Below are 13644 nucleotides of genomic sequence, written 5' to 3'. Positions count from 1 at the left end.
AATCATTGCTCCGTTGCCGCGAAAGCAACTTGTATATTTTTTACTACTTCTTCCCTGGCCTCATGCATGCAATCGATCAGGTTGGAGAAATCCCATTCGGCCTTGGCAAGCGCCTCGTCCTGATCCTTGATGATGGTGACCGCATTGTACGCCATGCTTAACAGGCGTGACGACGTGCCTCGGAACAGCAGTGCGCATGGATCATTGATATTGGATGGCGCAAGCGTCATCCAATGAATTTCGATCATTTTATCCAGCACATCTGACAGCGAACTCTGCGGGTTGGCTACGATGGCTTCGACCCGAGAGATAAAGGCATCGATCCGCTCCATCAGCATCCCCTGCAGCTCGTCCATATCCCATTCTTCGGGTTGGAAGGTATCCATGACTGCCTCGACAGTCGCATGCTTGTCGCACCCACCCGTCCAGGTTTGACTGAAATCCTCGGGAGGCAAAGGGATGGCATGTTCGATCAAGGCGCCATCGTTGAGGTTGTATACCTTGGCATCAGGATACATGGAAATGCTGTGGCTCATCATGGGCCGAGCAAACGACAGTACCTTGTTGGCATGCACTTCGCCGCCAAAATTACCGGGCACGATGATGTCGTTGGCCGGCTGGTGGGCGAGAATCTTCTTGAGATGATCCTCTTCAGGCATCAGGTTCATGTAAACCGTGTGCTTTGAATGATGCTTTTCCTTATCCTTGCTTCCAAGGTCGACGCCGAATAAATAAATATTCTTGAATCCCGCGCTCACCGCAAAGTCGATGGCGGTATTGGTGACAGTAGGCTGGCCGTTCAAAATAAGCTCGCGAGGCACGCCCTTGGCATTCAGCACCGCGCCCATCGTATCCGCGGCCTTTACGATCATGCCGTAGCGTTCAAACATGTTGAACACCTCGGGATACACGGGGCTTAGACCGATGAAGTTCACCCCTTCAAGAAACTCCATATCGTTGCTGATGGACTTCTGGATGACCTCGGCAATAATGTTCTGCCGCTCTTTTTCCACATGGAAATCCGGCTTGATGCCCATTTTATGCAGGATGGCCAGCGCGGTACCGCAGCTGAAAATTACCGCTCGATCACCATATTCGCGCAGGAGCGGAATCAGCCCATCCAGGGACGGACCGGAACCGATGACGAACGCAACCGCGTCCTTGGGGATCGTATTGGGGCGCCGATAGATCGGGACACCCTGTTTGAGATTGCCGAAGGTATGCCGGATGGTGACCAGTTCGTCATCGAAATACCCCATGCCGAAAAACAATTCCCACATGGTTTCCATGATCGTTTCTCTGATTTTGGCAACCATTGCTGTGTCGTCAACCCCATAAAACAGGGAAGCACCATGAATGAAGAACTGGGGCAAACCTCCGGTTCTCAACATCGCCCCCGTCAGGGAGCGCGCGATTTTATCGAGTTCGGATTGCACGATAAAGATCAGGTCGGTTCCCTTTTCCTGCGCAAGCCGTGTCAGCTGGACGTAATCCTGGAAAAAGGCGGACAAGCGGAAAGCATCCAGATCGGTTTCGATCACCACCAGGTGCCGGATCTTGTATTCAGCGAGCAGCCGGGGCAGATGCCAACCGAGACGGCTGCCGAATACAATCAGCAATGGGATTTCCTTCTCGCCGAAGCTGGGATAGCGATTGAGTCCACTATTGTCCGGATAGTGCTTGGCGAAATGCCGTGTCGCCCGGTTGGGGTATTCCGCATCCAGTTTGGAATAATGGAACACCTGGTGTCGGCCATGACTCGGGCTTTCCACGAATCTCCGCAAATTATGGAATGCGAGGAGTTGCGGACGATCGGACAGGTCACTGAATTTTTCGATGCGCCCCTCCATTTCCAGGATATCCGCGGTGACGCTACGGCTCTCGCCGTTGGCGTAGCGAACCACAAGATCGCCCTGCTCCGAGATGTCCACGCTCGCCGAAGATGCCTTGTCCAACAGCATTTTGTGCTGCGGCATGTTCAATTGGAAAAACGCTGCGTTTGCTTCAGCCGTCGCTCGCAATTTATTGAGGTAAGCCTGTTGTAGTGGTGTCATGTCGATATCTTTGGAAGGCTGTGCGGATTGTTTGCCGGGCAAGGTTAGCACCAATGCAAACTCAGGGACAAGTTAAAGAAAACCTTGCTCATGCAATGATTGCCATTATGAATTCGCGTGAGGCAGATGCGATTTAATCAGAGCGTAAACCCATCGTCCACAATCAAGTTTTGTCCCGTGATGTATCTGGTAGCGTCGGACAACAGGAATACCAGAGTGCTGCATATGTCTTGCGGGTCCAGCATGCCCTTTTCATTGCAATAGGCTTTATAGGCATCGAGAAAAGGCTCCGGCTGGCGATCGAGAATACCGCCAGGACTCAGGCAATTGACGCGGACACCTTTCCCCTTGAGATACTGGGCCAGGTAACGGGAAATGTGCAGGATGCCCGACTTGATGGCCGCATACTCCACCGGGTTGGTCATCGCCGTGTCTTTGTAAATGTCGAAACGCGGGGCAATGCAGCCATAGATGGAGGCCATGTTGACGATATTGCCGCCGCCATGCGCGACGAAATAACGGCTAAAACGTTGCGCCACGAGGAAATATCCGCCCAGGTGCAGGTTCAGGTTCTCGCAAAAATCCGCGTAGTCGACGTCCTCGAATTTACGACCGTAATTCGGATTGCGCGGATAGGCATTGTTGACCACCGCATCGATCCGGCCGTATCGGGCATGCAGCGTTTCGATCAGGGCATCGATCGAAGCCTTGTCGGTGATATCAAGCACTACGGCTTCGGCACGACCCGGGTATTCCGCCGCTATTTTTGCGGCTACCTCCTGGGCGGCCGGCAGATTCACGTCAGCCACGATGGCGACGCCTCCTTGCGCGGCTACCGCATGGCAGAAATTTTTTCCCAGCAGGCCCGCCCCGCCGGTGATCACGATGACCTTGTTATCGAGCACTACGCTTCCCTTTCGTCACGATATTGCAACAGGCATTCCGCCACCCGGAAATCCATCAGCGTATCGATATCGACGGCCCGCTCGACAGGAATCCGTACCGCACGGACCCGGCCGGCGAAAATAGTATCGGCGCGCATCACGAAATCGGGCGCCGTCACGTAGGCCACGGTCGTCATGTCATACACGTCCGGCGCGTCCTGGCGCCGCGTCAGAATACCGTCCCCCGGCGGAATAACCAGTTCGACACCGCCGTCGGCGCGCGCCTTGACCATGTTGAAGTACGGATTGCGATGCGGCTCCGCGACGGTGATGACGGTATCCACGTCGCCTTGCGCAAACTCGTCCAGGCAGCGCTCCAGGTCTTCCGGCAGGCGCAAGGGTGCCGTGGCCGGCACGACGAGCAATACATCCGGATAGGCGCCTTCATTCGCTTTCAGGTATTCCAGCGCATGGCGCCAAACGCTGCGTTCCGGGCTGTTGTCCTGGGCCAATTCGACGGGACGCATGAACGGCACTTCCGCTCCGGCCTTACGGGCGACGGCGGCAATCTCCTCCGAATCCGTCGAGACGATCACCCGACTGATGCGGGGCACTGCTTGAGCCTGCCGGATCGACCACGCGATCAGCGGCATCCCGGCCAGCGGCCGGATGTTCTTGCCGGGCAGGCCTTTCGAACCGCCTCGGGCGCAGATAAGGGCAACAATATTCATGAATGCTGCACCTTGACCACGGCACCAGCAGCTGCAGATGCGCGCGCGGCCTCGATGATGCGCAGCACCGCCAGCCCGTCCTCTCCGCTGACCATCGGTGACGCACCGGTCTCGACGCACTCCAGGAAGTGCCGCCATTCGGCGAGATAGCTGCCGTCGCGCTGCGTCGGACACTCCTCCACCACTTGCCAGGCGGTGCCTCCCTGCGCATAGAGTTCGACCTTGCCTTCCAGAGCGTTCCAGCGCAGCGAACCGGCCTCGCCGATCGCAATGCAATTGCGCACGGTATCGTGGCGGATGAAGTCGATATCCAGCGAGGCCACCAGCGGGCCGCGATCCGTAAGACCGTGGAAGCCCAGGATCAGGTGCGCCGTATCCTCGACGTCAATTTCAAGCGCGCTCTGCCTGAGCAAAGCCGCATTGACCCAGTCGATTTCGCCGAATACCCAACGCAGGAAATCGATTTCATGGCTAAGTTCCAGCAATGCGCCACCGCCCAGCGCGGCTTGTGCCGAGACATTGTTGCGGTAATCGCTACCAGGGCGCCAAGAAGGCAGGAACTGCCCCACTTCGGCACGTACCGACAGCACATGCCCGATGCAATGTGCGTGAATCAATTCCCGGAACTGCTGCAAGGACGGCAGGAAGCGCATGTTGTAGGCTGTCATCAGGACAACGCCATGCTGGCGGCAGGTGTCGATCAGTTCGGGCACATCGCCGGCAATACAGGAAATCGGCTTCTCGACCAGCAGATGCACCCCAGCCTTCGCTAGCGGAATGGCGCTCGAGACGTGGTGACTGGCCGGGTTCGTGATCACCCCCAAGCGGGGCTTGAGTTTCAAGGCATCGTCGATGCTGGTCACGCAGTGATCGATATCAGTGTCGGAAGTTTCCACTGCCTCGCTACGCCGCAAGGCGATGATCTCGCAATCGGGTCGCAGTTGCCTGATTACCCTGGCATGTCGCTTGCCTATGCTCCCCAGGCCGACGATCAGGACGCGATCCGCCATCAGGACTCGGCTTTCTGGTTAGCGACGGCATAATCGTCGATACGGCCGACGTCGAGCCACGGTTCGTGCATCGGGTAGACAACGGCGCGCAGCCCGCGCTCCTGCAACTTGCCGAACAGGGTCGGCATGTCGCAATGCTCGCCCTTTTGCATGTGATCCAGCACACTTGGATCGAGCGCGTAGACGCCAGCATTGATGTGACTTTTGATCACCGGTTTTTCCTCGAAGCCAACGATGTCCACGCCGCTCGTACGCACCACGCCGAACGGATGCTGCCATTCGTGCAAACGAACCGCCATCGTCGCAGCCGCGCCGTGATGGTTATGAAAGTCCAGCAGTTCGCCATAATGGATGTCCGTCAGCACATCGCCATTGGTGACGATCAGCGGCACGTCCGGCTTTGAATGCAGCAGCGCCAGCGCACCGGCGGTGCCGAGCGGAGTTTCCTCGCGGAGGTATTCGATGCTGATCTGCCAGCGGCTGCCGTCGCCAAAATAGTCCTCGATCATATGACCCAGGTAATGCACCGCCAGTATGAAGCGCTGAAAGCCTTCACCCCGCGCGCGCTCGATGATGTGCTCCAGCATCGGCTTGCCGCCCACCGGCAGCATGGGCTTGGGGCAGCGTTCGGTATAGGGCCGCAGCCGCATTCCCTGACCGCCCGCCATGATCACCATGGTATTGGGGCGCTGAACGGGCACCAGCAATTCATCCCATACATGCAGGCCGAGGACGCAGCGCTGACCATCCACCACGGGCAATTGGCGTACCTTGTTCGCCTGCATCAGTTGCAGCACCATTTCGCGTTCCAGGTGCGGCGGGACGACCAGAGGCTCGCGGTTGACGATGGACGCTACCGGGCTCTGCATGTCCAGTCCGCGCAACAAGCCACGGCGAATGTCGCCATCGGTCAGTGTGCCAATCAGGCTGTTCCCGGGGCCGACCACCATGGCAATCTGCAAGGCGGACGCATCCAGACTCATGATAGCTTGCTGCAGCGTGGCATCGGGTGGGAGCAGAGTTTTGTGCCACGGTTCGGAGGACGAGTGCTTGATGGACTCGCTCATGCACCGGCCTGCATTATCAATGGAATAGTTTTCATCGTTTTCATTCGGCAAGATCGTAAAACGGTTTCTTCAGCAGTTGATCCAGCGGATATTCCTGCAGCACCCGTACCACCTTCTCGCTCGCGCCGCCCTCGCCGTAGGGATTGCGCACCGTCGCCAACCTGGACTGGAACTCGGCAGAGTATAGCGTCCGAAGAGCATCGGCAATCGACTGCCGATCCGGGGCGCAATCGATCACGCTTCCCGCCTTCAGTCGGCCGCGCTGGCGATCGCCGATATTGACCGTCCCCTTGCGAAAACTGGGCGCCTCGATCAGGCCGCTGGAAGAGTTGCCCACCACGCCGTCCACCTGACTAATGCAGGAAAGATAACGCATCTGCCCCAGGGAAGTATAGACGCGGGCATTCGGATGAGTCGCGACGAACTGTTCGATCATGGCTATCAGAATCCGGCCATCGGTATCGGCGTTCGGCATCGTGAAAATCAGGTGCGTGTCTTCCAGTGCGTCGAGCGCCGCGAGCAATTCGGTCATCTGCGCGCCCGCGGTAGACTTTTCCAGCGTGACAGGATGGAAGGTGACCAGCAGATTTTTAGGGCCCAGCTTGAAATCCAGCGATGCTTCCAGCGCGGCGCGATCCAGCAAATCAAGCCGCTTGATATTGTCGATGCCCAGTCCGCCCACGAGGAACACCCGCTCCGGCGCCTCGCCCAGTTGCACGACACGGCGACGGTACTCTTCGGCCGCCACGAAATGCAGATGGGACATCTTGGTGATCGAATGACGGATGGCCTCGTCGATCGCGCCCTCGGTGGTTTCCCCGCCATGCAGGTGCGCCAGCGGCACGCGCGCGACCATCGCGGCGGCGGCGGCGGCAAAAATCTCGAAACGGTCGCCCAGCAGCAGCATCAGGTCCGGCTTCAACTGTTCAATGGCCTCGCCGAAACCGATCAGCCCGAGCCCCATGGATTTGGTGACGCCGGCCGGCGTATCCGAGCTCAGCAGCATTTCCACCTTGCGGTCGATGGCAAAGCCATCCTTCTCGATTTCGCGATAGGTCAGGCCGAACTCGGGAGACAGGTGCATGCCTGTCGCAATAACCTGAAGATGCAGGTCCGGCGATTGACGGATTCCTTCCATGACCCAGCGCAAAAGGCCATAATCAGCCCGGGTGCCGGTCACAACACAGATGGTGCGACTCATAGCTCGATCAGATCATCCTTGGCAAAATCGCGCGTTGCCCTACGCCCTAATACCTCATCCCAGCGCATGGGCGATATCCCTGTACCCGGTCTTTTGGCTGCGAGATTGGACTCCGTAAACACCTCGCCCGCATATATCTTCCGGCTCGCCACCAGCGACCTGCGCGCGATGGGAATGTTCTTGGATTCGCTTGGACTCGGACGCTTGATGCCGTCGCCAAGAGCAACCTCGATATTCCGGATTGCCGAGACCAGGCCCGACAACTCCTGGGGTTCAAGGCTGGCTTTATGATCCGGTCCGGCGAGGTTGCGATCCAGAGTGAAGTGCTTTTCGATCACGGTCGCTCCCAACGCAACGGCTGCAATCGGGATTTCGATCCCGAGCGTGTGGTCGGAATATCCGACCGCCACGCCGAACGTATCCCTGATGGTCAACATGGCCCGCAGATTGACATCGTTCATCGGCGTCGGATATTCAGTATTGCAGTGCAGCACTGTGATTTGTTCGCGTTTGGTTCCAGCATCTTCCAGCACCTCGATCGCCATCCCGATTTCGCCAAGCTCCGCCATGCCGGTAGAAAGTATCACCGGCATTCCGTATTTCCCAACATGGCGCAAGTAAGGCAAGTTGGTTATTTCTCCGGACGGAATCTTGAAGCGATCCAGCCCAAGTTGAGCCAGCATATCGACGCTTTCCTCGTCGAAACCGGTGGAAAAAAAGCCGATGCCCCGTGCCCGGCAATAATCGATCAGTTCGAGGTGCATTTCGCGCGTCAGTTCAAGCTTGCTCAGCATCGCATACTGGGTCTCGTCCGTGCCCGTGGCATTGCTTTGGTATTCGGCTTTCTGTGCGCCCGCAGTGACCAGCCGGCTAGCCGTAAACGTCTGAAACTTGACCAGGTCGGCGCCTGCGTCGGCCGCCACGTCAATCAGCCGGCGCGCCATGGACATATCGCCGTTATGGTTGACGCCAGCCTCCGCGATGATCAGTGTTCTCATTCCGAATATCCCGCCGACGCATCCTCGGCATGAGCTTCTAGATCGGCAATCACTTTTTCGCCCATTTTGACCATGCAGCGCTCGCCGATCCGAAGCCCTTGGCGCACGCAGGCATTGCTTCCGACAAAACTGCCCGCTCCGACCCATACGTCGCCATTCAATATCGCGGCGGTCGAGATGTGGCAATGATCGCCGACCTTGACATCATGCTCGATCAGCGCGTGGCTATTAACGATGCAATTGCTGCCAATGCTGGCGCCGGCATTCACCACCGCACCATGCATGACAATGGTGCCCTCACCCAGGCTCGCGTGCCGGGACACATACGCACGCGGCGAAATGATGCAAGGCAACTGGAAACCGCAATCCTTGAGCATCTGAAACATACGGATACGCAAATCAGGCGACTTGATCTGCCCCGAAACCACAAGCGCGCTGGCATATGCCCCGACCAAGGAAGGCAAATCGTCATCCGTTCCAAGTACGGGATATCCGAGCACGCGATTGCCGACCTCACGGGCCAGCCCAACCAGGCCGGCTATGACAAAGCGGTCTTCCTGTTCGATAACGTCGATGCAGGCCCGTGCATGCCCTCCCGCCCCGACCAATAGAATCGATTCTTTTTGCATGTGCTTTTCAGGCGCTGCCCACTGTCACACTGCTAGGGAGGTTGATTATGCGCTTTTCCAGAGATCCAGAGACAGGAAGCGGCATGCTCGGGCAGGCACGATATGGCGGAAGGTTGTGCATGAGCATCCACACCGGACGTGTCATCAATCCGGCGTCGTTGGTGGCTTGCAGCAGTTCGTCACGCAAGTCGGCGACGGGCTCATCCAACAGCAATGTCTGCAACCAGTAATTGCTGCGGCAGCCTTCCGGTTCGACAAGAATATGCGCTTCGGAAATGCCGGCAAAGGCAGTCTGGTACCGCGCATGCAGCCGGCGTTTGGCCTCAACGAACCCCGACAGCTGCTCCAGCTGCGCGCAGCCCAGTGCGGCATTGATGTTGGGCAACCGGTAGTTATAACCGATTTCGTCGTGGACATAGGCCCAGCGATGCGGCAGCTTGGCCGTGGTAGTCAGGTGCTTGGCGTGTTTCGCCAGCTCGGTATCGTCGGTCAGGATGGCGCCGCCGCCTCCCGTAGTGATCACCTTGTTGCCATTGAAGCTGAGCACGCCCATGCGTCCGAAGGTGCCGGTATGCTTGCCGTGGATGGTGCTGCCCAGGGACTCTGTCGCATCCTCCACCACTTCGAGGTGGAAATCGCGGGCCAGCGCCAGTACACCTTCGATGTCCAGCGGATGCCCGAACGCATGCATGGGGATGACGGCGCGGATCACGCGGCCAGTGGCCAGATTGACGCAGCGACCGTCGCGTAGCTCGGTCGTCGCGCCCAGATAGTCGCGCAGAGCTTGCGGGTCCAGGCCCAGTGTGCGCTCTTCGCTGTCCACGAAATGCGGGATCGCGCCGCAATAGGCCACCGCGTTCGCGGTCGCCACGAAGGTCAGCGCAGGAACGAGCACTTCATCCCCCGCTTGCACGCCCGCCAGTTGCAGCGCCACATGCAGCGCGGCGGTGCCGTTCACCACCGCCACCGCATGGCGGGCACCCGTATAGGCGGCGAGATCAGCTTCGAAGCGGTCAACATAGCGGCCCACCGAGGAGACGAAGGTGGAGTCCAGGCAGTCCTTCAGATAGGCCCACTCGTTGCCGGCGAAACGCGGTTCGTGCAGTGCCACGGAACCATCACCCACCACGGCCCGAATGGCCTGGAGGATGCGCGAGACAGCAGGAGATTGCGCAGAAGTATTATTCACAGATTGTAAATGTCCGCTTTATAGGCGGCCATATTGGCCGGTTCGCGGAACCACGCCACGGTCTCCGCGATGCCGCGCCGCAATCCGTCCACGCCGCCGTAGCTGGGCTGCCAGCCCAACAGCCGGGCTGCTTTCTCATTGGAAGCCCACAACCGGTCGACCTCGCTCTTCTCCGGACGCAGGCGCTGCTCGTCGGTGACGATCTCGATCTCTGCGCCCATCGCCTCGGCGATCACCCTGACGGTATCTCCGATGGAGATTTCGAAGTTGCTGCCGATGTTGATCACTTCACCCGCCCCCCGCTCGGAAGCCAGCGCGGCGAGGAAACCGCCAACTGTATCCGCCACGTAATTGAAATCACGCGTGGGATGGATCGCACCCAGCTTGATCTGCCGCTTGCCGCTGGCGATCTGGGTGATGACTGTCGGGATCACCGCGCGCGCCGACTGACGCGGCCCATAGGTGTTGAACGGCCGGATGACGGTCACCGGCGTGTCGAACGCGCAATGGAAGGACAGCGCGATCTGGTCCGCGCCGATCTTGCTGGCGGAGTATGGCGATTGTCCCTGCAGCGGATGCTCCTCGGTGATCGGCACGAAACGGGCAGTGCCATACACCTCGCTGGTCGAGGTATGGATGACCTTGCTCACGCCGAGTTCGCGGGCGGCCTGGACGACGTTCAGCGTGCCCTTGATATTGGTGTCGACGTAGGTGTCGGGCGAGTGATACGAATAAGGAATCGCAATCAGCGCGGCGAGGTGCAGGACAGCGTCGCATCCCTGCATCGCGGTCTTGACGCCGTGCGGGTCGCGCACATCGCCGGCGAACACGTCGAACTTGCCGGCCACATCGGGCGCGCAACGGTCCAGCCAGCCCCAGGAATTGAACGAGTTGTACTGGACGAACGCCCGGACGTCATAGCCCTGGCGCACCAATGCTTCCGTGAGATGCGAGCCGATGAACCCGTCGGCGCCGGTGACGAGGATTTTTTTCACTTCTTAATTACGGTCGGCTGCGGTTTACAGCAGGTTGAACAGGTTCAACTGGCTGGCATTGATGAAGGCTTTCTGGGTCGCCTCCAGCGATGTCTGCAGCAATTGCAGCTGCACGCCCGCAGTCAACATGTCCACCGACTCGACCCGGTCCAGCTCGTTCTGGTATTGCAACTTGTACTGGGTCTCGACCTCCTTGGCAGTTTCCAGCTGCTGGAAACGGACGGCCACATGGTCACTGATCTGCACCACCTTGCTCAGCGCGTTTTCCAATCCGCTGATGGCGGTGTCGGCGGTTGCGTCGAATACCGCACCGGTCAGGGTGCTGTCCTGCAAGTCAGTGATGAACTGGCTGATCACGGCGAACGGATCGTTGGCCGTGCCTACACTGAACACCTCCTGCCCCGAGTCGCTCACCTGGATTTTCTGGTTGGCGCCGATCGAAACATAGCGTTTTGCGTTATCACCCTGATAACTGGAAGCTCCGGTGCTCTGCTGGAACGGGGCGTCGTTCTGGAACCCGGAAAACATGTAATTGCCTGCGGCATCGGTGGAATTGGCATACCCGAGCAGGTCTTCGTATACCTGCGTCAGATAGTTGGCGAAGCTGGTCCGTTCCTGCGTGCTGGGGTTGTTGCCGGCACTCACCGCCGTATCCTTGGCACTCTGCAGCACCTTGCGTATCGCCTCGAGCGTGGTCGACTCCGCCTTGATCCGGGTTTGCGCCTTCGCGATGTTTTCCAGGCTGCTTTCCGAAACGGACAGCGCGCGGGCGGTTTGCAACGCGCGCGTAGCGCCGACGGGATCGTCCGACGGCGTCACGATACGTCGATGGGTCGCCATCTGCTGCTGGACGTGGAATAACGTGGCCTGTTTGTCCTGCATCGCCGCCAGGTTCATGTTGAAGTAGGAAGAAGTACTGATTCTCATGATTGCGATCTCTTAGCCGAGTTGCAGGATGGAGTCGAACATCGTTTGCGCCGTCGAGATGAGCTTGGCCGCTGCCTGGTATGCCTGCTGGTAACGCAGCAGATTGGCGGCCTCCTCGTCCAGGTTGACGCCGGACACCGACTGCTGGGCTTGCTGGGCCTGAGTCAGCAGATTGGTTTGCGCCCTCTGATTGACCTCGACCTGGCTGGTTTTGTTTCCGATGCTGCCGACCAGCGCGGCATACGCGCCCTCGAGCGAAGCACTGCCGCCCACCAGCGTCTTGTTGTTTTGCAACGCTGCCATGGCCAATGCGTTGCGATTGTCCTGTTCCCCGCTCGTATTGGCCGAGACGGTGAATACATCGCCGGTCGCGGGTATGCCGGTGATCTGGAACGTCCATCCGTTGTAGCTGATGTCGTCGCCCGCGGTGTAGGTCAGGCCGGTCGGATTGCCGGTGCCCGTACCGGATACATTGAACGTGGTCGCGGAGGTGAAGGTAATCGTCACCGTGCTGGCCAGGTTGGCATTGAGCGGCGGCTGATTGCTCGTATCCACGATCGGCTGGGTAAACTGTGCCGCACCGGTGTTGGCGGTCGCAGCGGCAGCCGCAACAGGCGAGGCGGCGGCGATCAGGTCCGGGTCCGAGATCGCGACACCGACACTGGTGGCCCCTGTCGCGGTCGGCCGGATCAGATAGCTGTCGCCCGAACTCACCGTGCCGCTGGCAAGCGAGAGCGTAAATCCCTGGGCAGCCGTGGTCGACAGCGTAGCCAGGCTGGCATTGCTCCAGGCTTGTCCGTCTGAAAGCCGCGTAAGGGTATAGTCGGTACCGTCGTAAGACAGCCGGTAATCGGAGGTCGTCAACGCACTGGCATCGTCTATCGTGGCGTCGATGTCGCCGCTGCCGGTATTGTTGCTGCTGGCGTAAGTCTGGGCAAACGTGGAAGGGTCGGTGAAAAACACTCCGCCCGCGTTACCGTTCAAATCCTGGCCCAGCTGGTGCTGGTCATTGATACTCTGAGACAGCGCGATAGCCAACCGCCCCAGCGAGTTCTGGGCAACATCGAGCGACTCAGAGCGATAATCCAGCAGGCCGCCCAGCTTGCCGCCCAGCGAGCCAGCCTCCCTGGACAGTTGCACGCCGCCATTGGCATCGAATACCTCGATCCGCGCCGGGTCGTACAAGGACGATTGGGCGGTGATGGAGGACGCCGTCATGCCCCCGACCAGCAAGTAACCATTACCGAGAAAGACATTGTAGCCATTGGTCGCGGCATCCTTGACCACCGTGACGCCCGCCAGCTCGTTCAACTGCGACACCAGCAAGTCACGCTGGTCGAGCAGGTCGTTGGGCGGCTGCGAGCCGGAAGCCTGCGCATTGGCAATGCGGCCGTTCAGTTCCGCGATATTCTGCGCATAGCTGTTGACCTGGTCAACAACACTGGTGATATCGGCATTGACGCTATCCTGCAACGATTGCAGATACGCGCCAACCCCATTGAGATTGTTGGCCAGCGTCTCCGCTGTGCCCAGCACCGCCTGCCGCGCGGCGATGGAGGAGGCATCGTCGGCGAGGTCGCTCCAGGAGGCAAAAAATTCCTGCACCATCGTGGAAAAACCGACCGAACGGTCGCCAAGGATATTGTTGATCTGCTGCATGCCCTGCAGATACTGGTCTAGGTACCCTGCCTGCGCTTCGCTCCGGCTCACCTGCCGCTCGAGCAGTTCGCTATAGGCTCTTTGGACCGTGTTGACGCTGACGCCCTGGCCGAGAAATCCGCTGCCGGTACGCGTGGCACCGTTGGTCCCCAGGATCACTTCCTGGCGACGATAGCCCTCCGTGTTGACATTGGCGATATTGTGCCCAACGGTCGCGATCGCGACTTGCGCCGATTGCAACGCCGATGTAGCCACGCTGTATATACTCATGCTTTCTCGCTTTCGATCATGTGTTCAATA

At 59.0% G+C, this 13644-nt stretch carries 12 protein-coding genes; all 12 read right to left on the bottom strand.

Going from position 1 to position 13644, the window contains the following annotated elements:
- Window positions 1-2: 2 nt before the first annotated feature.
- The 12 genes from A7976_RS05490 to flgK all read right to left on the bottom strand — a co-directional run bounded on the left by A7976_RS05490 (window position 3) and on the right by flgK (window position 13614).
- Entirely contained in the window at window positions 3-2054 is a 2052-nt protein-coding gene (locus tag A7976_RS05490) for a motility associated factor glycosyltransferase family protein (RefSeq protein ID WP_131801000.1), read from the bottom strand.
- A gap of 137 nt (window positions 2055-2191) precedes the next feature.
- On the bottom strand, window positions 2192-2959 hold the full coding sequence (locus A7976_RS05485; RefSeq protein WP_067108310.1) for an oxidoreductase: 768 nt from the start codon (window positions 2957-2959) through the stop codon (window positions 2192-2194).
- Window positions 2959-3669, bottom strand: a complete 711-nt coding sequence (locus A7976_RS05480; protein ID WP_067108308.1) for a cytidylyltransferase domain-containing protein — start codon at window positions 3667-3669, stop codon at window positions 2959-2961. The genes A7976_RS05485 and A7976_RS05480 overlap by 1 nt, the downstream gene beginning before the upstream one ends.
- Window positions 3666-4679 (bottom strand): Gfo/Idh/MocA family protein, encoded by a 1014-nt coding sequence (locus A7976_RS05475; protein WP_067108306.1) that lies wholly within the window; start codon window positions 4677-4679, stop codon window positions 3666-3668. The genes A7976_RS05480 and A7976_RS05475 overlap by 4 nt, the downstream gene beginning before the upstream one ends.
- Window positions 4679-5746 carry a nucleotidyltransferase family protein gene (locus A7976_RS05470; RefSeq protein WP_067109117.1) on the bottom strand — a complete coding sequence of 356 codons (1068 nt, stop codon included), beginning with the start codon at window positions 5744-5746 and terminating at the stop codon, window positions 4679-4681. The genes A7976_RS05475 and A7976_RS05470 overlap by 1 nt, the downstream gene beginning before the upstream one ends.
- Window positions 5747-5786: 40 nt before the next feature.
- The gene (gene neuC / locus A7976_RS05465; protein ID WP_067108305.1) at window positions 5787-6947 is read right to left on the bottom strand and encodes a UDP-N-acetylglucosamine 2-epimerase; all 1161 of its coding nucleotides are present in this window, start codon (window positions 6945-6947) and stop codon (window positions 5787-5789) included.
- On the bottom strand, window positions 6944-7945 hold the full coding sequence (gene neuB / locus A7976_RS05460) for an N-acetylneuraminate synthase (RefSeq protein WP_067108303.1): 1002 nt from the start codon (window positions 7943-7945) through the stop codon (window positions 6944-6946). Before neuB ends, neuC begins: the two co-directional genes overlap by 4 nt.
- Window positions 7942-8574, bottom strand: coding sequence for an acetyltransferase (locus tag A7976_RS05455; protein WP_067108301.1), 633 nt, complete (start codon window positions 8572-8574; stop codon window positions 7942-7944). The genes neuB and A7976_RS05455 overlap by 4 nt, the downstream gene beginning before the upstream one ends.
- A 7-nt stretch (window positions 8575-8581) precedes the next feature.
- On the bottom strand, window positions 8582-9763 hold the full coding sequence (locus tag A7976_RS05450) for a LegC family aminotransferase (protein ID WP_067108297.1): 1182 nt from the start codon (window positions 9761-9763) through the stop codon (window positions 8582-8584).
- Window positions 9760-10758 (bottom strand): NAD-dependent 4,6-dehydratase LegB, encoded by a 999-nt coding sequence (locus tag A7976_RS05445; RefSeq protein WP_067108294.1) that lies wholly within the window; start codon window positions 10756-10758, stop codon window positions 9760-9762. Before A7976_RS05445 ends, A7976_RS05450 begins: the two co-directional genes overlap by 4 nt.
- A 24-nt stretch (window positions 10759-10782) precedes the next feature.
- Complete coding sequence (flgL, locus tag A7976_RS05440) at window positions 10783-11685, bottom strand: flagellar hook-associated protein FlgL (RefSeq protein ID WP_082878005.1); 903 nt, start codon at window positions 11683-11685, stop codon at window positions 10783-10785.
- A 12-nt stretch (window positions 11686-11697) separates the two neighbouring features.
- Window positions 11698-13614 carry a flagellar hook-associated protein FlgK gene (flgK, locus tag A7976_RS05435; protein ID WP_067108276.1) on the bottom strand — a complete coding sequence of 639 codons (1917 nt, stop codon included), beginning with the start codon at window positions 13612-13614 and terminating at the stop codon, window positions 11698-11700.
- Between the last annotated feature and the right edge of the window lie 30 nt (window positions 13615-13644).

The sequence above is a fragment of the Methylobacillus sp. MM3 genome, from assembly GCF_001645185.1.
In the GTDB taxonomy this organism is placed as follows: domain Bacteria; phylum Pseudomonadota; class Gammaproteobacteria; order Burkholderiales; family Methylophilaceae; genus MM2.
The sequence above is the reverse complement of the archived record's forward strand: the minus strand, read 5'-3'. Positions and strand labels throughout refer to the sequence as shown.

Excerpts from the sequence above, each read along its gene's own strand:
- A7976_RS05490 (WP_131801000.1), bottom strand. The coding sequence starts at position 2,054 with ATGACACCACTACAACAGGCTTACCTCAATAAATTGCGAGCGACGGCT.
- A7976_RS05480 (WP_067108308.1), bottom strand. The coding sequence starts at position 3,669 with ATGAATATTGTTGCCCTTATCTGCGCCCGAGGCGGTTCGAAAGGCCTG.
- A7976_RS05475 (WP_067108306.1), bottom strand. The coding sequence starts at position 4,679 with ATGGCGGATCGCGTCCTGATCGTCGGCCTGGGGAGCATAGGCAAGCGA.
- A7976_RS05470 (WP_067109117.1), bottom strand. The coding sequence starts at position 5,746 with ATGAGCGAGTCCATCAAGCACTCGTCCTCCGAACCGTGGCACAAAACT.
- neuC (WP_067108305.1), bottom strand. The coding sequence starts at position 6,947 with ATGAGTCGCACCATCTGTGTTGTGACCGGCACCCGGGCTGATTATGGC.
- neuB (WP_067108303.1), bottom strand. The coding sequence starts at position 7,945 with ATGAGAACACTGATCATCGCGGAGGCTGGCGTCAACCATAACGGCGAT.
- A7976_RS05455 (WP_067108301.1), bottom strand. The coding sequence starts at position 8,574 with ATGCAAAAAGAATCGATTCTATTGGTCGGGGCGGGAGGGCATGCACGG.
- flgL (WP_082878005.1), bottom strand. The coding sequence starts at position 11,685 with ATGAGAATCAGTACTTCTTCCTACTTCAACATGAACCTGGCGGCGATG.
- flgK (WP_067108276.1), bottom strand. The coding sequence starts at position 13,614 with ATGAGTATATACAGCGTGGCTACATCGGCGTTGCAATCGGCGCAAGTC.